The organism is Staphylococcus durrellii (assembly GCF_015594545.1).
Classification (GTDB): Bacteria; Bacillota; Bacilli; order Staphylococcales; family Staphylococcaceae; genus Staphylococcus; species Staphylococcus durrellii.
Map to the genome: position 1 here is coordinate 1745835 of NZ_JADIIO010000001.1, position 16840 is coordinate 1762674.

At 31.9% G+C, this 16840-nt stretch carries 17 protein-coding genes, 2 tRNA genes and 1 pseudogene; 8 read left to right on the plus strand and 12 right to left on the minus strand.

Annotated elements, in window-relative coordinates:
* Positions 1–2: 2 nt before the first annotated feature.
* Together ISP02_RS08375 and ISP02_RS08380 are read left to right on the plus strand one after the other, a co-directional pair.
* Positions 3–1007 (plus strand): acyltransferase family protein, encoded by a 1005-nt coding sequence (locus tag ISP02_RS08375; RefSeq protein WP_195721122.1) that lies wholly within the window; start codon positions 3–5, stop codon positions 1005–1007.
* 121 nt (positions 1008–1128) lie between these two features.
* On the plus strand, positions 1129–2289 hold the full coding sequence (locus ISP02_RS08380; RefSeq protein WP_195721123.1) for an aminotransferase class I/II-fold pyridoxal phosphate-dependent enzyme: 1161 nt from the start codon (positions 1129–1131) through the stop codon (positions 2287–2289).
* 173 nt (positions 2290–2462) lie between these two features.
* Here ISP02_RS08380 and menB read toward each other — a convergent pair whose 3' ends face one another.
* Genes menB through ISP02_RS08400 form a run of 4 tightly spaced genes read right to left on the minus strand, consistent with a single transcriptional unit; the run spans position 2463 to position 7094 of the window.
* On the minus strand, positions 2463–3281 hold the full coding sequence (gene menB, locus ISP02_RS08385; RefSeq protein WP_195721124.1) for a 1,4-dihydroxy-2-naphthoyl-CoA synthase: 819 nt from the start codon (positions 3279–3281) through the stop codon (positions 2463–2465).
* Positions 3274–4080 (minus strand): 2-succinyl-6-hydroxy-2,4-cyclohexadiene-1-carboxylate synthase, encoded by an 807-nt coding sequence (menH, locus tag ISP02_RS08390; protein WP_195721125.1) that lies wholly within the window; start codon positions 4078–4080, stop codon positions 3274–3276. The genes menB and menH overlap by 8 nt, the downstream gene beginning before the upstream one ends.
* Positions 4067–5749, minus strand: a complete 1683-nt coding sequence (gene menD, locus ISP02_RS08395) for a 2-succinyl-5-enolpyruvyl-6-hydroxy-3-cyclohexene-1-carboxylic-acid synthase (protein WP_195721126.1) — start codon at positions 5747–5749, stop codon at positions 4067–4069. The genes menH and menD overlap by 14 nt, the downstream gene beginning before the upstream one ends.
* Positions 5736–7094 carry an isochorismate synthase gene (locus ISP02_RS08400; RefSeq protein WP_195721850.1) on the minus strand — a complete coding sequence of 453 codons (1359 nt, stop codon included), beginning with the start codon at positions 7092–7094 and terminating at the stop codon, positions 5736–5738. The genes menD and ISP02_RS08400 overlap by 14 nt, the downstream gene beginning before the upstream one ends.
* 183 nt (positions 7095–7277) lie before the next feature.
* Between ISP02_RS08400 and ISP02_RS08405 the strand changes: the two genes are divergently transcribed.
* Entirely contained in the window at positions 7278–8216 is a 939-nt protein-coding gene (locus tag ISP02_RS08405) for a 1,4-dihydroxy-2-naphthoate polyprenyltransferase (RefSeq protein ID WP_195721127.1), read from the plus strand.
* Positions 8217–8255: 39 nt separating this feature from the next.
* Here the strand turns inward: ISP02_RS08405 and ISP02_RS08410 are convergent, their stop codons facing one another.
* Complete coding sequence (locus ISP02_RS08410; protein WP_195721128.1) at positions 8256–8828, minus strand: GNAT family N-acetyltransferase; 573 nt, start codon at positions 8826–8828, stop codon at positions 8256–8258.
* 175 nt (positions 8829–9003) lie between these two features.
* Between ISP02_RS08410 and ISP02_RS08415 the strand changes: the two genes are divergently transcribed.
* Together ISP02_RS08415 and ISP02_RS08420 are read left to right on the plus strand one after the other, a co-directional pair.
* Positions 9004–9213 (plus strand): TM2 domain-containing protein, encoded by a 210-nt coding sequence (locus ISP02_RS08415; protein WP_195721129.1) that lies wholly within the window; start codon positions 9004–9006, stop codon positions 9211–9213.
* Between the two features lie 95 nt (positions 9214–9308).
* Positions 9309–9452 (plus strand): hypothetical protein, encoded by a 144-nt coding sequence (locus ISP02_RS08420; protein WP_195721130.1) that lies wholly within the window; start codon positions 9309–9311, stop codon positions 9450–9452.
* Positions 9453–9957: 505 nt separating this feature from the next.
* On the opposite strand, the gene ISP02_RS08425 is transcribed toward ISP02_RS08420, so the two are convergent.
* From ISP02_RS08425 to ISP02_RS08435, 3 genes are all read right to left on the minus strand, one after another.
* Positions 9958–10046 (minus strand) — tRNA-Ser (locus ISP02_RS08425).
* A gap of 5 nt (positions 10047–10051) precedes the next feature.
* Positions 10052–10123, minus strand: a tRNA-Asn gene (locus ISP02_RS08430).
* A gap of 149 nt (positions 10124–10272) precedes the next feature.
* A complete protein-coding gene (locus ISP02_RS08435; protein ID WP_195721851.1) occupies positions 10273–10836 on the minus strand; it encodes a competence protein ComK in 564 nt (187 codons plus the stop codon).
* A 243-nt stretch (positions 10837–11079) separates the two neighbouring features.
* On the opposite strand from ISP02_RS08435, the gene ISP02_RS08440 reads away from it, so the two are divergent.
* On the plus strand, positions 11080–11298 hold the full coding sequence (locus ISP02_RS08440; protein WP_195721131.1) for an IDEAL domain-containing protein: 219 nt from the start codon (positions 11080–11082) through the stop codon (positions 11296–11298).
* Between the two features lie 79 nt (positions 11299–11377).
* On the opposite strand, the gene ISP02_RS08445 is transcribed toward ISP02_RS08440, so the two are convergent.
* Positions 11378–12367 carry a lipoate--protein ligase gene (locus ISP02_RS08445; RefSeq protein WP_195721132.1) on the minus strand — a complete coding sequence of 330 codons (990 nt, stop codon included), beginning with the start codon at positions 12365–12367 and terminating at the stop codon, positions 11378–11380.
* A 201-nt stretch (positions 12368–12568) separates the two neighbouring features.
* Between ISP02_RS08445 and ISP02_RS08450 the strand changes: the two genes are divergently transcribed.
* Both ISP02_RS08450 and ISP02_RS08455 read left to right on the plus strand, forming a co-directional pair.
* A complete protein-coding gene (locus ISP02_RS08450) occupies positions 12569–12754 on the plus strand; it encodes a YkvS family protein (protein ID WP_048792739.1) in 186 nt (61 codons plus the stop codon).
* A gap of 5 nt (positions 12755–12759) precedes the next feature.
* Positions 12760–13362, plus strand: a complete 603-nt coding sequence (locus ISP02_RS08455) for a CPBP family glutamic-type intramembrane protease (protein ID WP_195721133.1) — start codon at positions 12760–12762, stop codon at positions 13360–13362.
* Positions 13363–13430: 68 nt separating this feature from the next.
* Here the strand turns inward: ISP02_RS08455 and ISP02_RS08460 are convergent.
* From ISP02_RS08460 to ISP02_RS08470, 3 genes and pseudogenes are all read right to left on the minus strand, one after another.
* Positions 13431–13538 (minus strand): annotated as a pseudogene (locus ISP02_RS08460) (DUF2179 domain-containing protein); the annotation flags it as partial.
* 6 nt (positions 13539–13544) lie between these two features.
* A complete protein-coding gene (locus ISP02_RS08465; protein ID WP_195721134.1) occupies positions 13545–15053 on the minus strand; it encodes a bifunctional metallophosphatase/5'-nucleotidase in 1509 nt (502 codons plus the stop codon).
* A gap of 419 nt (positions 15054–15472) precedes the next feature.
* Complete coding sequence (locus ISP02_RS08470; protein ID WP_195721135.1) at positions 15473–16831, minus strand: TrkH family potassium uptake protein; 1359 nt, start codon at positions 16829–16831, stop codon at positions 15473–15475.
* Positions 16832–16840: the final 9 nt, after the last annotated feature.

Genomic DNA, 16840 nt, shown 5'->3' on the forward strand with positions numbered 1-16840 from the left:
TCATGACACAAATTAAAGAAAGAGATTACTTTTTTGATAATGCACGTGCCCTATTAATATTTCTTGTCGTATTTGGACATTTAATAGAACCTTATAGGAGTTCTAGTGGATTTATCACATCATTATATTTAACAATTTATAGTTTTCACATGCCAGGTTTCTTATTTATTTCAGGATACTTTGCGAAAAAAGCGGGCCAAGCTGGCTATATAGAAAAGGTATCAAAAAAATTATTAATCCCATATTTTATTTTCTTTGCCTTCTTTTCAGTTTTTTATTACTTTACAGGTAAGGAAAGTAAATTAACATTCGATCCATTTGATCCAGTTTTTGCGTTATGGTTCTTACTAACACTATTCTTCTTCCATATTATATTAGTTATAGTGAAAGACTATAAACCATACATCATCTTACCTTTAGTAGTTATTATAGCGTTATTAGCAGGCTTCTCTGATGACATTGGACAATATTTAAGCTTATCTAGAACAATCACATTTTTCCCTATATTCTATTTAGGTTATCTATTCAATAAACATCACACTGCTATATTTAGAAACAAAAAGCTTATTCCGATATCCATTATTATATTTATAGTTTTTTACTTTGGTTACACGATTCACCCTATTAAATCTGATTGGTTATTCGGAAGAGCTAGTTACATTTCGTTAGAAGACAAAGAAGGTGTATATAGCCCAATTAAACGACTTGTCATTTATTGTGGCATTTTTACTTTGATGTTTGCGTTCTTCAATTTAACACCAAAAAGAAAACATTTCTTTACTTATATAGGTAGAAGAACTATGCAAGTATATTTATTACACGGACTTTTTATCGGCATTATAAAAGCTTTTGATTTTCATCCATTTAAATCACCAACATCAATATTTACTTTTATATACTTACTTTTAATGGCGGCGATTATCGTATATGTGCTATCTACGCATTTTGTAGCAAAATGGACAAATCCTGTCATTCATTTAAAACGACCGGCAAATTACCGGGACTAAGTATTTAACCGAATTGTTATACTGCAATCTATGTTATGCTAGAAGTAATTTGAATTGTTCAAATGACCTTCTCTAGATTGTTGATAACAATTCGGAATTTTTTATTTTTTGAGGTGAAATCATGCAACTATCATTAAATGACCATTCTCAATTTTTGAGAGCACCAAGTATTCGTCAATTCTCTAATCGTATGAAGGATATAGATGATTGCGTAAACTTGACTATAGGACAACCCGACTTTACAATGCCACAAGTTGTGAAGGATGCTTATATTAATGCTATCAACGAAAATATGACAAGTTATTCTCACAATAAAGGCTTAAGTGAAACAAGACAGGCCGTAAGTAAATATTTTAATAATAAATATGGCTTTTTCTATGATGAAGAAGAAATTATCATTACGAATGGTGCAAGTGAAGCTATAGACACAGCGTTAAGAAGTATATTAAACCCCGGAGATGAAATAATTATTCCAGGCCCAATATACGCTGGTTATATTCCATTAATTGAAACGCTTGGTGGCGTCCCAGTTTATATAGATACCACTTCGACAGCTTATAAAGTAACACCCGAGGCTATAGAACAACATGTGACACAACAAACAAAAGCTATTTTACTAAATTACCCTACTAATCCTACAGGTGTAACATTAACCTATGATGAAGTTGAAGCAATAGCTTACACTTTAAGCAAACATGAAATTTTTGTTATTAGTGACGAAATTTATGCTGAAAATACTTTTGATGGTGAACATACATCTTTTGCACAATTTTCTTTATTAAGAGATCAGTTGCTATTAATTGGCGGCTTAAGTAAGTCTCATTCTGCAACAGGTATTCGCATAGGATTTTTAGTAGGCCCATTTTACCTAATTGAAAAACTTACATTTATGCATGCATATAATTGTATCTGTGCAAATGTTCCTGCACAAGTAGCATGTATCGCAGCGTTAAATGAAGGTTTGGAAGCACCTCAATATATGAATGAAGCATATATTGAACGTAAAAATTATTTAATTTCAGAACTTAAAGCATTAGGTTTTGATTTAAATGCTCAACCTGAAGGGGCTTTTTATATATTCCCTGATATTTCTAAATTCACAAATGATGATTTCGCCTTTTGTGTGAAATTACTTGAAGAAGCTCATTTAGCAATTGTCCCTGGTTCTTCCTTTACTAATTACGGCAAAGGTCATGTCAGAATTTCTTATGCATATGAACTTGATGTGCTTAAAGAAGGTATGCGCCGATTAAAAAAATTTATGACCGCTAATTATAATTAAATTTATCTAATTAAAATAAAACCAATATGGACTCACAAAGATCACTTTCGTTTGAATTTTATTAATTATTACGAGGTATAAAAATAGCAATTTCTATTGATATTAAATAGAAATTGCTATTTTTGTTTTGTTGAAGTTTGAGATATTTGTGTACCAAACGTTTAGATTTATTTTTATGGGAATTTAGGGAATTGATCAAAGTCAGGGTCACGTTTTTCTTTAAACGCATCTCGACCTTCCTTAGCTTCGTCTGTAGTGTAATACAATAATGTTGCATCTCCAGCCATTTGTTGCAATCCTGCTAAACCATCTGTATCAGCATTCATTGCAGCTTTTAAGAATCTTAAAGCAGTTGGAGAATGTTGCATAATTTCTTCACACCATTTAACTGTTTCGTCTTCTATATCAGCTAAAGGAACAACTGTATTAACTAAGCCCATATCCAATGCTTCTTGCGCATTGTATTGACGACATAAATACCATATTTCGCGTGCTTTTTTATGACCAACTATGCGTGCTAAGTAGCCAGAACCATATCCTGCATCAAATGAACCAACTTTAGGTCCTGTTTGGCCGAAGATGGCATTATCAGCAGCAATTGTAAGGTCACATACTACGTTTAATACGTTTCCTCCACCAATAGCATATCCTCTTACCATTGCAATGACTGGTTTAGGGATTACTCGGATTAAACGTTGCAAGTCTAAAACATTTAAACGAGGAATTTGATCTTCTCCAACATAGCCACCGTGGCCACGTTTCTTTTGATCACCGCCGGAACAAAATGCTTTGTCACCTTCGCCAGTTAAAATAATTACAGAAATACGTTGATCGTCTCTTGCACGACTAAATGCATCTATCATTTCTTGCACTGTATCTGGCGTAAAGGCATTGCGTACTTCAGGTCTATTAATAGTTACCTTTGCTATACCATTGTAAAATTCATATTTTATCTCTCTATATTCTTTAATTGTTTCCCACTGTCTAGTCATTTTGCTCCTCCTTATTTAAAAAACCTAATACTATTTTATCAAATTCTTCAGCATCTTCCACGTGAACAGTATGTCCAACGTTAGAAATTTTTATAACTTCTGTATTGGGTATCTCAGTAGTTAAACGCTGACTAATTTCACCAAACTTCCGATCCAATTCGCCAACTATGATTAACGTTGGTATATGAATATTTTTAATATCATGCCATAAGTTAGGCATGTTACCAGTACCGTATTCTCTTAATGCTTGGGCCAAACGTGCAGGGTTTTGATTCATTCGCATCGTTCTAATCCGTTGCTGTATTGATTTATCTAAATCATATTGCGTTTGAAATAATGGTAATTTTTCCCAATCATTTACGAATATTTCTAAACCTGCGATATCCAATACTTTCGCTCGTGCTTTATCAACCTGTTGACGTTCTATACGATTGTCTTCAGAATCGATGCCCGCCGACGTACTTTCAAGTATCAAACCATGCATTTCCATTTTACCATTAAGTGCATAATATATTGCAACTCTGCCACCCATAGAATAACCATGTAAATAAATATCATAATTTGTGAAATTTCGTAATGTTTCATCTAAATAATGGCTAATCGTTTTGAAGTTCCATTCTTCTTCACTGTTAGTCTCGTCGCTACCATGACCCGGTAAGTCTATCGTTAATACATTTACATTGCTTGTAAATGACGATAATAGATGATTAAAACTTGTATGATCACTAATAAACCCATGAAGTAAAACTAATAATTTAGTACTATCATTTTTTGCTTTGTGAAAATTATAATTTAGCATTAACTATTTCCCCTAGCTTACTATAAAGTATGGTGTGTTGTTCTTTATTTACATCTCTATCAGTGATTACTTCATAAATATGGGCGCCTATTTGAGATAATGATTCATATTTAAAGTCTTCAATATTATCTATTTTTTTGTAGGTAAAATTATACAGTAAGGCAGCATGTTCAAAATTCAAGCCAGTTGGCGTACCAAATAAACGTTCGAAATATTCCTCTGCACTATTTTTTTGTGGTAAATAAGAGAAAATACCACCACCATCATTATTTAATAAAATAATATTTAAATTGATATCATTTAATTTAGACATCAGTAAGCCATTCATATCATGATAAAAGGCTAAATCACCAATTAGCAAAGTCACTTTTTTATGGGCAGCCATACCAATAGCTGTCGATACAACCCCGTCAATACCATTAGCTCCACGGTTCGCATACATTTCCGCTTCACAGTCTATGAATAAATTATCTACGTCTCTAATTGGCATACTATTGCTTACAAATAATGTGTCTTCGTCGGTTAATTTATCTAGTAAATGTGCAACATAAGCCGCTTCATCGTTCGCATTATATACGTATTCTTTTATTTTTACTTTTGCTCTTTTCTCTAAATCTTGCCAATATTGTAGCCATTTTAAGCGATCAACTGATGATACTTCAGCTAATTGTCTAAAGAAATCATTAGCCGATATTTCATAGGAAATGTCCGGCGCAATTGGAAAGGCATCAGGTCGATCGTTATTCTGAACTAAGATTTGGTAGGCTTTAGTTCGTTTTAACCATTGATTTAAAGCTTTTGATATGACTGGCTTACCAACTCTAATGATAAAATCTACTTCAGTATCTAAACCCGCTCTATATAATAAATCGTAAGTAGCAATAACGTTAGGGTGTTTCACTTTACGTAATTGACTTAATGGATCTGCTAATATCGGCACATCATGAATTGTAGCAAAAGTTAAAATTTGATCTACGTCTTCGTGTTGCACATCTCCAACAATAATTAAGCCCCTTTTTTTCTTGATGATCGTTGCGATTTCATTTAAAGTTGCAGTTTTTTGATAATGTGGCATAGGTTTAACATTAGAAGTTAACATACTTCTTTCTTCTAAATCAGGTGTTAACGGCTCTCTAAACGGTAAATTAAAGTGAATAGGTCCTCTATGTGGTCCGTAGAGATGTTGGCTTGACTTTTGTAATTGTAAAGCAATCGTGTCAGCCATTTTATCTTCATATTCACCACTGTCAGCGATTGGAAAATCGAACTGATACTGTACATAGTTTTCAAACATTTGCGTTTGATTAATTGCTTGTGGTGCACCAATGCCCCTTAACTCATGTGGTCTATCACTTGTTAATACAACTAATGGTAATCTACTTATTTGGCTTTCAGCTATTGCTGGCGTGTAATTAGCAGCTGCAGTGCCTGAAGTACATAATATTGCAACAGGTTTTTCGCTACCTTTCATTAAACCTAATGCAAAAAATGCAGCACTACGTTCATCTGGATGTATCCAAGAAGTTAACTTTGGATGAGCTTCAATCGCAATTGCCAATGGTGTTGAACGTGACCCTGGACTAATAACAACCTCTCTTATTCCATACGCATATAATTCAGATGCTAATGTATAAACTTGTTTTGTTAAGGCTTCTTTATGATTCATCATCTTTATCTACTCCTAAAGCTTTCATCATTGGGGTGAATTTTATTGCCGTTTCTTCTACTTCACTGTCAGGATTTGAATTATTTACAATGCCACAACCTGCATATAAAGTTGCATATTGCCCTTTTATCAGCATAGATCTAATGGCAACTACAAACTCACAGTTATCATACATATCGATATATCCCACTGGAGCGCCATACAAGCCTCTCGTACCAAATTCGTTATCATCTATATATTTAACTGCTGCTTCTTTAGGAAACCCACCTAAAGCTGGCGTAGGATGTAAATTATCTAATAGTCCGATATAAGATTCGCTTTTTAAATCGCCTCTAATTTCAGTTAACAAATGATACAAATGATCATTAGCTAAAATTTTAGGACTATCGTTGTATTCTACAGTGTTAACATAGGGCTCTATATCATGTAAGATACTTTTAACTACAAATTGATGTTCGCTTAAATTTTTATTGTCATTCAAAAATGCTTCAATGTTTTGTTGGTCAACTGATTCTTTATGAGAGCGACTAATCGTACCAGCTATTGCTTTGGTATAAAGCACATCCTCTTGAACTTCCATTAATTGTTCAGGCGTTTGTGAAAAGAAAATGCTACTGGCTGATTCTAAAACTACTAAATAACTATTTTTTTCACCTTGCATTGCTTGCTTAAGTATATAAGCAATATCAATAGGTTTATTAAACTCTATTAATCTTTTGCGAGCTAATACTACTTTGTTATTACCATTCAATTTATCAATAGTTTCTTTTACTAAATCACGCCACTCTTCCTTGTAAATATCGTCGATAGATTGAACCTGTCCCATTTCAGCATGCGCATTCTTTGCCGATTGCGTTAAATGTTCGATAATAGCTTTGAAATGACTTATATCGAAGTTTTGTCGCTTACCAGTATAAGTGACAAAAGACATTCCGTTACTTATTGTTACTAATACTTCAGGGAGTATAAAATGGTTAAGACCAAATTCATCCCATTCATCACTATTTTTATGTGATGAAAATTGGAAACCACCGCATATTCTTAAATGGTGATAAGTCGAATTAGGATGTATTAATTCGATATCATTTTTATCTTTTTTCCACTCTTGGAAGATAGATTGTTTGTTGTCTAAATTGTTTTTCAAACGTTTAATAGTACCGTAACCAAAATATGAGGCTGTACTATCATTCTTTTTAAAATAAAAGCGATCCCCAGCATTTTCTTCGGTCAATTGAAATAAAATAGTCGGGTCAAGTTCATAGTCTATTTGAGCTTCAACCGAAACCCAAGTACGTTCACTTGCGTGCACCGCTGCGACAATTTCATCTTCCCTGACGTCCACACTCATCTCGTTCACTTCTTTCATATTTCAAATTTCACTCATTATTATATTGTACCATCTTTCACAATCTCTGTACTAAATCTTGCTTAAATTTATACCCTTTAAACTACCGTAAGTTGACCTCAGGCGTAACTTCTATTAAAATAACTCTATCAAAGTATATTTTTTAGAATACGAGGTAATTTATATATGGCATCACAATATCAACAATATTCTACTGTCAGAAAATATTGGCTACTTATGAGACCTCATACCTTAACTGCTGCTATTGTACCCGTATTAGTAGGTACAGCTTCGGCAAAGATTTTTTTATTAGGTAGTGAAGATCATCTTAAACTCAGCTTATTTTTAGCGATGTTAATAGCTTGTTTATTAATACAAGCTGCGACAAACATGTTTAATGAATACTACGACTTCAAAAAAGGCTTAGATGATCATAACTCTGTAGGTATAGGTGGCGCAATCGTACGTAATGGCATGAGTCCTAAACTCGTCCTGAATCTAGCTATTTTATTTTATATTATTGCAGCCTTACTCGGTATTTTCTTAGCAGCACAAAGTTCATTTTGGATCATACCTATTGGTTTAGTCTGTATGGCTATTGGTTATCTTTATACAGGAGGCCCTTTACCTATATCATGGACACCATTGGGAGAACTATTCTCTGGTTTCTTTATGGGAATGATTATTATCGTTTTATCATTCTTTATTCAAACAGGTAATTTTCATGCTTATGCTTTTTGGATTAGCTTACCTATAGTCATAACGATAGCGATGATTAACATGGCAAATAACATCAGAGATCGTGTAAATGATAAAGAAAAAGGACGCTATACGCTCCCAATTCTTTTAGGAAAGAATAATTCAGTACGTTTCCTAGGTTTAATGTATATCATTGCATTTGCGTTAGTTATATTCTTAGCTTTCTTCAGACCGGGTGGTTCTATATTCTTCCTACTTGCATTGCTATCATTCCCAATGCCAATTAAAGCAGTACGTAGATTTAAAAAGTATGATACACCAGCAACTATGATGGCTGCTATGGAAGCTACTGGTAAAACGAATACGTTCTTCGGCATACTCTATGCCTTAGGTATTTACATTAGCGCCTTATTAGGTGGCATTTAAATAATGTTTTAATCGACCTTTGAATAAGGTCGATTTTTTTTATTTTGAAGTCGCCTTATTACCGTCGTAAACCATATGTCTGTGTTTATGTCCGTATAAATTAATATCACTAAGTGTCTTAAAGCCAAATTTATTGTAAACATAATACGCACGTTCATTATGATAATCACAATTCAAACTCCATTTGGCAGTCGGTTCTTGATTTATTACATGTTGCATTAATTTCGTAGCAACACCTCTGCCTCGATAATTAGGAAATGTTGCGATTGTTTCAATGTAATATTCATCATCGTTCGATTCCTTCATAGGCATCGGCGTACCTAATGCCTTAATATCATCATCGACGTCTAACTCTAACCATGCCCGTTCCAATTCCAGTTCATCTTTGCCTGGATAAGCAATTAAGCACCCTGCGACATTACCGTCAATTTCATAAATCCATATGTTGGAGATATTGCCTCTATAACGAATATCGACTATACTTTTTTGCATAACCTTTAATAATCTTTCACGTTCAATTTGTTTTACCATATCAATATCTAATTCTTCCCATATGATATAACAAAGCTCTGCAATTGCTTCTTTATCTGATGCTGTTGCTTTTCTAATCATATTATTTCTCCTTTAAATTAATATGCTTTATCATTCATATTATATTATAACATCAACTAAATTTTGAAATAATCAACAACCTAAAATTTATGAAATTTAAGTAAGATTGAACATTTATTGACCTTCTCTTATGTTGAGCAATAAAATGAAATTAATCATTAGAAAGGATTTTTTTATGAAAGTAAACAAAGTTATATATGTTATTTTAGCATTTTTATTAGGCTGGATTGGCGTCCATAAATTTTACGCCAATCAAGTTTTTCAAGGCGTGTTACACATCATTTTCTTTTGGACTGGCATTCCTTATATTGTGGCAATTATTAGCGGAATTATCACTATTTTCTTCAAAAAAGCTGACTCAGATGGCATGATTGTTTTTCACTAAAATTATGATTTTTTTATTAAGTTACGACTTAAAGATACGATTATGGGGTAAGGGTAAGGATAACTATATAATTGCAATATCTTAGGAGGTAGCTTATGCAACAACTAATACAAAGAATAATACGTGCTCTTGCTGTCGGTTATATCGTTAGAGGCATTAAACGATTAATTAGTAAAAGTAGCAATAGTAGCAAAAATAAGAAAGATGATAACAATGATAACAATGATAAATCACAATAATTAAAGTACATTTAAAGAGTCTAGATCATGAATCTCATTCTCATAAAAAGGCTCATCCATATTAAATGGATGAGTCCTTTTTTGTATTTAAAATCCAACAATTTTTACCAGGCATGCTTACCTGAGGTATAGTTTTATCCTGTATGCTTCATTCGTATTATTTGCTTGAACGTCAGAAGTGTTTATATCTCATACGCTTTGTAATTTTATTTTGGAGTTATTATTACTTTTTCCATTTACTACTAAGACTATTAATGTTATTTATTATGATAAATATCTTATTGGGATTTATTGCCTGTTTTACAAATGAATGACTTGCGTTTTCACCATTAATGATAGTTCCATTTAAAACAAAAGTTATAAATTATCCAAATAAATGGATAACTTAGTCAAAATATTTCAAACAAATAATCACAGAGTTTAACGCAAATAAAAAAAAGAACGTTGATTTAACAACGTTCTACATTAATTACCAAATACAATTTTCTTGTATTTTATATTTTTACGGAAACGGAGGGATTCGAACCCTCGCGCCGCTCTCGCGACCTACACCCTTAGCAGGGGCGCCTCTTCAGCCAACTTGAGTACGTTTCCAATAGCTCCACAGGTAGGACTCGAACCTACGACCGATCGGTTAACAGCCGATAGCTCTACCACTGAGCTACTGTGGAATAACAGTACTTCTTATCAAGCACAAATATTATTATATCAATTACAAACAATTTTTCAAGTAGAAAGAACAAAAAATATGCGGAACATTTACACTAATTTACTATATTATTCCGCATATTCCATTTTTACATGAAAAATTTTTAAAATCTTATTTATGTTCAAATAATGAATACTTAGCTAGCGCCTCGTAAATATTTAATTGAGGTTTTGTATAATCAATCGGTGCATCTGGATCAAATGTTGTTATTCTAGCTTCTCTATCCATCATATAATAATAATAAATAGCATTTAAATATTGGTGTTTCATACTATGTGCTGATATATCAATATTTACATTTTGGTTATCAACAAATGTTACTTTACATTTTCTATCTTTTAGCGTTTTAATACTTTGCACATAATGAATGTTAATCCATGTATTTTCATCTTTTCTATCAGAGTGTGTTGGGAAAAAGTATGTGGGAAATAGAGGGGTAAATAGAATTGGGGGTTTACTAATGATTCCTGTGATTCTTATGGTGTCCTCTTTTTTAAAATGATAACTGCTACCATAAAAACGACACGAGCGTTCAATAATTTTGTGTGCCCTTTCTTTAAATTCTTTAGTTGCTTGCTTATATTTTAAAATTCTTGTACCACCATATTTTCGTTCCTTTGTATCAAACGGTTGGACTACCATGTCTCCTTTCTTTATGACGTATTTACTAATTATTGCAATCGCCTCCTTCGATTTTATTGACTACATCGTATATCAACAAAATTATAAAATCAATAATATATTTAATTATTTTTCTTTTTTATCATTTATTATATAAATGAGCAAAACTTTTTACAGTAAATAATAAATTACAGTTTACTTTTACACCTTTTTCTTCTAAAATGTCAGAATATTCATTGATTTCAAAATTTAATAATTGTATAATTAACTTAAATATATAGAAGGGGTGTGTTGGAGATGAAACATAATACAAATGTAAAATATAATACATTAGAATCTTTTGTTTCTACAATTAATGACCTAGGTATCGAACTTATCATAGATGAATCTTTACGAAATGTTCGAAAAGAGCAGTTAGAAACATTAATCGACAAAGCGCTTCAGAATAAGAACGAACAAGACTTCAAACGCTACACAGAAGAATATAAACATCTGGAGGAATTTCTAGTTGTTTAAGTTAAATAGCTCACATTTATTATAAAAAGTCTATTCCCTACTAAATTTATTAGTAAGTGAATAGACTTTTTGTTTTGTCTTATGACATCAGTCTTATTAGTTCATAACGGTCAATATCTCCAAAGTAATGTCGCATATCATATTGTGATAGTGCTTCAGCAATACTATCAAACTCGTGTAACGTTCCTTCTAGTGCGTGCTCTAGTTCAGTAATATCTCCTTCCCCAAAGAAATCCCCAAATATTTTAGCATGCTCAATTCTACCTTTTTTTACATCAAACTTGAGTTGAACAAATCCTTTTTCAAACTTTTCTTCTCTAACGAAATTGTATTTTGGATTTTTACCATAATTCCATTCCCATGTACGATATTTTTCATTACTTAATTGTTCAATTTTTTCCCAGTCGTGATCAGTTAGTTTGTATTCTTCTACGTGATCCGCTTCACCAAAAATTGTTTTTAAAATTACTTTTTTAAATGTATCAATATCAATTGGTTCATCCAAAAATTCTACAATATTTGCTACACGACTACGTACCGATTTAATTCCTTTAGATTTTATCTTAGCAGGATTGACACGCAGTGCATTTTGTATCTCATTTAAATCACTGTTTAATATCAAAGTACCATGGCTAAACATTCGTGATTTTACTTTAACCATTGCATTGCCTGAAATTTTGGCTTGCCCGACTTGAATATCGTTTCGTCCACTCATTTCTGCATCTACACCCAATGACTTTAAAGCTTCTACAATCGGTTCCGTAAATTTTTTAAAGTTATGGAAACTATTGCCATCGTCATCAGTAATAAAACTAAAATTCAGATTACCAGTATCATGGTATACTGCGCCACCACCTGAAATACGTCTAACCACGTCTATATTGTGCTTTTCTACATATTCTTGGTTTACTTCTTCGATTGTATTTTGATTTTTACCAATAATTATAGAAGGCCTGTTCACGTAAAATAGAAAATAACTATCATCATTAGGCATATTTTTTAAAACATATTCTTCCATGGCTAAATTTACCGTTGGATCTGTAATATTATTGTTACTAACAAATTTCATTGTTTCTCCACTCCTTAACCTCTTAACTGCCCTTATCTTATTTATGCATTATTTTTATTAAAAATGCCAATTATATACTCTCAAATTAAATATTTCTTTTTAAAGTTATTTTATTTCACGCGTCTTAATAGTTATTTGTTTATTTGTGTTCAAAATTTTAGTACAATATATGCTAGTAAACATTTCTAGGGAGGATTTTACATGACTGTCGCTGAAGTAGGTAATATTGTAGAATTTTATGATGGCTTAAAAGGCAGAGTGGAAAAAATAAATGATAACTCGGTCATTGTTGACTTAACTATTATGGAAAATTTCGCTCAATTAGATTTACCTGAAAAAACTGTTATTAATCATAAAAGATATAAAATTGTTGATCAAGAAGGATAAAAAATATGAAAAGAATTTCAAATGCATTGTTATGGTATATTATTAGTTTTATTGTATTTCATATCATTTTGTACCTCATGTGGGGTGAAAAACAAGAATACTGGAATTTATATACCGGTATTATGTTAATTGCAGGCGTGAGTTATGTTTTCTATCAAAGAGACATAAACTCTAAACGCCTTTTATCATCAATCGGTGTAGGTATTTTAAGTGGTATAGTGCTGATTGTTATTCAACTTATATTTGCCGCATTATCTTATGATTTGACTTATGCTCAATTAGTTAAACAATTAGCTCACACTGGTGTTTATTACAAATGGCAAATGCTTATTACATTAATTTTTGTAATTCCATGTCATGAGTTATATATGCGTACAGTATTACAAAAAGAACTCATCAATTTAAAGATACCAAATTGGCTTAGTATCATCATAACTGCACTTTGTTCTGCGTCTCTTTTTTATTACTTAGATAATTTATGGATAGTATTGTTCATTTTTGTCATTCAACTTATATTATCTGTTAGTTATTTATATACACGCAGAATTGCTACAACGATTATTGCACAAATTGTAGCAGTTGTTATCTTGTTAATTTTTAATGGATAATACATAACTTACATTATAAAAAGCGTCTCAATTAATTAACTAATTGAGACGCTTTTTATATTTCACTTTTAAGTTATGTTATTTATAAATGTACTACCTAAGACGTCACGTACATCATGTATAACTAAGAATGCTTTCTCATCTTCTTGATTTACTAAATTTTTAATTTTAGTTACTTATGGTTACATTTTGACTTTAAAACTTTGTTTATCTTGTATTTTATAATTTTTATTTTTTAAGTTACGAGCTATTAAATCATTCATCGTCACATTTTCTGTACCATGGACAACAGTATTTTCTAAATATTGTCGGAAATTACGATAACAATAATCAGTCATACTTACTCTATACATATGATCCAAGTTGATATTATACAAAGTAACTCTATTAAAAGGCTCGGCAGACATGTCTATTTCATAATCTATTCCTTGCCAAAATGTACATAATGTTTCATCAATAATTGTCACACTCAACGTTCCATTAGTAAATTCAATGTGTGAATAACTATATTCCAACATATCTTTAATTTGTTGCCCCTTAAGCGTTAAATTAATAGGTATGTCTGGGTGTGGATAAGCATTATATAAATCTACATTAGCAATCTCACCCGAAAGCCCCTCTTCCCCACTTTTAGGCAAATGCACACATGAAATTTCAAAGTCATAAATTAACCTTATACTGTCATGTAATAATTGAGTAAATGGATGCGGTTTAGTGATAACATCTTCCAAGCCATTGATTTTAGCATTAATATCTTGTGCAGAAATTACTTCTTCACTCCAAAATTCGACTGCTTTTCTATCATAATAAGTTTCTGTTAATAACGTTTCATCCTCTTCATATGCATTTAGATCTATAATTTCTGAAGTGATATCTTCTAATTCGAATGAACTTGTACGTTTTTTAAAATCCACATTAATATGTACTAGATTTTTGGCGTTCTGTCCAGCTTGTACATAAACTGTTTGTTCATCTTTACCGATAAATGTTTGGTGTTGATGTCCTGTAATTAATAAATCTATCACACCAACGTGTTGCATAATTTTTTCAGCTTGGTTAACATTTTTTTCCCGTTCGTTAGATGATTTATTTAATTGATTAATGCCACCGTGATAAATGACAATTAAAAAGTCTGGTGCCTCGACTTCATGAATATAACGGATCCATCTTTTAGCAGATAATAACGTTTTTTCAATAGCCACATCTTGCTCCATTTCGAAATATTCTCGATCCATTAAACCATCAGAAGTTAAACCAACGATGGCTAACTTAACACCGCCAATTTCTTTAATCGTATATGGTGTAGAGAAATACGGTTCTCTCGTTTGTTTATATTCTATGTTTGCAGACAACCATGGAAATCTAGAGAGCGACACAGCTCTAGAGAAAAACGATAAACCAAATTTAAATTCATTGGGACTTATACCACTGGCATCGTAATTCATTGCATTCATTAATTTAATCATTGGATGTCGTTTATAAGGTGCCACTACTGCATAATAAAATGCAGCTAAAGAACCTGCCAAACTGCCACCACTATCCAATAACAGTACTTCTTTACCTTGTTGTCTCATCTGATTAACATACGTGCCAGCACGGTATATATTAGAACCATGTTGACCATTTAAAAAATAACTGTGCATATCCGAAGTCGCAATAATATCTATAGATATTTTTTCACTCTGTGTCATATATCTCGCCCCTTTATCTATGCTAGTTTAACATGTTTTATTAAACTTTGAATAGCAACTATTAGTAATACTGCTCAATATTTATTTTCTATTTAATCAACGTAGAAATGTTTCTCATGATATATATATGGCAAACAAAAGACCATCTTTTTTTACGCTATTAATTTGTATATGAAGCATTTGCAACTAAACTTATGAGGACAAGCTATAGAAAACTGAGTAGCATTGTCCATATCAAATTAAGTCACTTTTGTAGTAAGTAAGTAATCAAATAAGTTTTGTTAACAAGACTTCTGTGAAGCCGATCAGAAGAATTCGAAGCTTATAAATAATAAGAAGCCAACCAACGCTATCGTATAAAGGAAAGCGTTGGTTGGCTTTTAGTTTAAGTTTTAAATTAATTATTATAGACGATAAACTTAACCAATTTGAATACGTTCTTTCGGATAATGATACTTATCCGGTTCTCTTCTACCAGCTATCATAATAACGAAACTGATTAAACCTACACGTCCTATAAACATTAGGATCATTAAAATAACCTTTGATGTACCGTGTACATCATCTGTAACACCAAGCGATAATCCACAAGTACCGAATGATGACATGACTTCAAAGAGTGCTTGTAAAAATGTGATTTTCCCTTGTTCAATAATTAAAATTAACACGGTACTGATAAATGTCAAAAAAGAAGCCATCGTGAAAACTGCAAACGAACGTTGAATGTCTGTAGTGTGTATTTCACGATTAAATGCTTTAATTGATAATTTTTCCGTATTGTTATTAAAGTTTAATAAAAATAACACTAATATCGCGAAAGTCGTAGTACGTATACCGCCACCAACAGAACTTGGCGATGATCCAATAAACATTAAGAAGCTCATGATTAAGTTTGTACCTTCACTAAAATGGCTAACGTCGATAGTTTGTAGCCCTGCACTTCTTGTTGTTGCAGATTGAAATAGTGCATAAAATAAACTTTTATGCCATGACATATTTTGAAAAGCATGATTATGTTCGATGAGTAATATAAAAATGACACCAAATACAAATAGAAACAAATAAGTAACAGTTGTTATTTTAGCAAAAAGTGAAAACCTAAAATTTGGAATTCTATTTTTAATATAAGCTTTGATTTCTAATAATACTGGAAATCCAATAGAGCCTAATATAATTAAAAACATAACAATTGTTTGTACAAAGTAATCATTAGCGTAAGGTATTAAAGATTGTCCAGTAATATCTAAACCACCATTTGTAGTTGCTGAAACCGATACAAAAAGTCCTTGCATAATCGCATATTCGATATTCGGTGTATCTCTATAGAAATAAAAAGTTAGTAACACGGCGCCAACAAGTTCAATAATAAGCATTGTGCGAACTATGTCTAATATTAACTTCACCGTGCCACTCATCGTATCTTTATTGTTATCTAACATTATTAATTGACGTTCACGAATACCAATTTTTTTACCTAAAACTACCCATAATAATGTACCAATGGCCATAACACCAATTCCACCAATGTTTAGAATAATCATAATAATGACCTGCCCAAAAGTAGAATAAGTCTCTGCGATATTAACTGGTGAAAGTCCAGTTACACTAACGCCTGAAACTGCAACAAAAAGTGTGTCTATAGGATTTACATGGGCACCTGCTTTATGTACAAAAGGTAGGTTTAATAATAAAAACGAAACGATAATTGCAACTAAATAGTAAATCACTATCCCTTGTTGAGGACTGGATTTCTTAAATAATTCATTGAAAATGGACAAAGCGTTACT

Excerpts from the sequence above, each read along its gene's own strand:
- ISP02_RS08375 (WP_195721122.1), top strand. The coding sequence starts at position 3 with ATGACACAAATTAAAGAAAGAGATTACTTTTTTGATAATGCACGTGCC.
- ISP02_RS08380 (WP_195721123.1), top strand. The coding sequence starts at position 1,129 with ATGCAACTATCATTAAATGACCATTCTCAATTTTTGAGAGCACCAAGT.
- menB (WP_195721124.1), bottom strand. The coding sequence starts at position 3,281 with ATGACTAGACAGTGGGAAACAATTAAAGAATATAGAGAGATAAAATAT.
- menH (WP_195721125.1), bottom strand. The coding sequence starts at position 4,080 with ATGCTAAATTATAATTTTCACAAAGCAAAAAATGATAGTACTAAATTA.
- menD (WP_195721126.1), bottom strand. The coding sequence starts at position 5,749 with ATGATGAATCATAAAGAAGCCTTAACAAAACAAGTTTATACATTAGCA.
- ISP02_RS08400 (WP_195721850.1), bottom strand. The coding sequence starts at position 7,094 with ATGAGTGTGGACGTCAGGGAAGATGAAATTGTCGCAGCGGTGCACGCA.
- ISP02_RS08405 (WP_195721127.1), top strand. The coding sequence starts at position 7,278 with ATGGCATCACAATATCAACAATATTCTACTGTCAGAAAATATTGGCTA.
- ISP02_RS08410 (WP_195721128.1), bottom strand. The coding sequence starts at position 8,828 with ATGATTAGAAAAGCAACAGCATCAGATAAAGAAGCAATTGCAGAGCTT.
- ISP02_RS08415 (WP_195721129.1), top strand. The coding sequence starts at position 9,004 with ATGAAAGTAAACAAAGTTATATATGTTATTTTAGCATTTTTATTAGGC.
- ISP02_RS08420 (WP_195721130.1), top strand. The coding sequence starts at position 9,309 with ATGCAACAACTAATACAAAGAATAATACGTGCTCTTGCTGTCGGTTAT.
- ISP02_RS08440 (WP_195721131.1), top strand. The coding sequence starts at position 11,080 with ATGAAACATAATACAAATGTAAAATATAATACATTAGAATCTTTTGTT.
- ISP02_RS08445 (WP_195721132.1), bottom strand. The coding sequence starts at position 12,367 with ATGAAATTTGTTAGTAACAATAATATTACAGATCCAACGGTAAATTTA.
- ISP02_RS08450 (WP_048792739.1), top strand. The coding sequence starts at position 12,569 with ATGACTGTCGCTGAAGTAGGTAATATTGTAGAATTTTATGATGGCTTA.
- ISP02_RS08455 (WP_195721133.1), top strand. The coding sequence starts at position 12,760 with ATGAAAAGAATTTCAAATGCATTGTTATGGTATATTATTAGTTTTATT.
- ISP02_RS08465 (WP_195721134.1), bottom strand. The coding sequence starts at position 15,053 with ATGACACAGAGTGAAAAAATATCTATAGATATTATTGCGACTTCGGAT.